This is a genomic window from Rossellomorea vietnamensis, assembly GCF_001305855.1.
GTDB classification, from domain to species: Bacteria; Bacillota; Bacilli; order Bacillales; family Bacillaceae_B; genus Rossellomorea; species Rossellomorea vietnamensis_A.
The window spans coordinates 1-909 of sequence record NZ_LIXZ01000056.1; the positions used below are offsets into that span (position 1 = coordinate 1).

The 909-nt window shown below is 69.9% G+C and carries 1 protein-coding gene; it reads right to left on the minus strand.

Going from position 1 to position 909, the window contains the following annotated elements:
- A partial coding sequence (locus tag AM506_RS23480) for a MutS-related protein (protein ID WP_440480361.1) occupies window positions 1-909 on the minus strand: 909 nt, incomplete at both ends.

Below are 909 nucleotides of genomic sequence, written 5' to 3' on the forward strand. Positions count from 1 at the left end.
AGCGGGTGCGGCGTGCTGGCAAAGAGGTCGTTCTGCAGCGGTGCCGCCACTGCACCGCCATCGCTGCGCGCCGGGCGACTGCCCTGGTCGACCTCCTGCTGTTCCAGCTGGGCGAGCTTCTCCCGGGCTCGGGCGATCACTCCCTGGGGCACGCCGGCGAGCTGCGCCACCTGCAGGCCGTAGCTCTGGCTGGCTGGACCCTCCTCCACCCGGTGCATGAAGACGATGCCATCCCTGTGCTCCGCCGCGGTGAGGTGAACATTGGCCACCCCCTCGGCCTGCTCGGGCAGGGCCGTCATCTCGAAGTAGTGGGTGGCGAACAGGGTAAAGGCGCGGGTGCGGGTCAGGTGCTCGGCGCTGGCCCAGGCCAGCGACAGGCCATCGAAGGTGCTGGTGCCGCGGCCGATCTCGTCCATCAGCACCAGGCTTTCATCGGTGGCGTTGTGCAGGATGCTGGCGGTCTCGGTCATCTCCACCATGAAGGTGGAGCGTCCGCCGGCCAGGTCGTCCGAGGAGCCGATGCGGGTAAAGATACGGTCCACCGGGCCGATCTCCGCCTCGTCTGCCGGCACGAAGCTGCCGGTGTGGGCGAGCAGCACGATCAGCGCTGCCTGGCGCATGTAGGTGGACTTGCCGCCCATGTTGGGGCCGGTGATCACCAGCATGCGGCGGTCGTCGCCCATCATCAGGTCGTTGGGCACGAAGGGAGCGTCGGAGACTCGCTCCACCACCGGGTGGCGACCGCCGCGGATGGCGATGCCCGGGGTCTCGGCCAGGTGCGGGCGCACGAACTCCAGGGCGCGGGCGCGCTCGGCGAAGGCGCACAGCACGTCCAGCGCCGCCAGTGCCCGAGCGCTGGCCTGGAGGGCGTCGAGCTCGGCGTTGAGGGTGTCGAGGAGTCCCTCATAG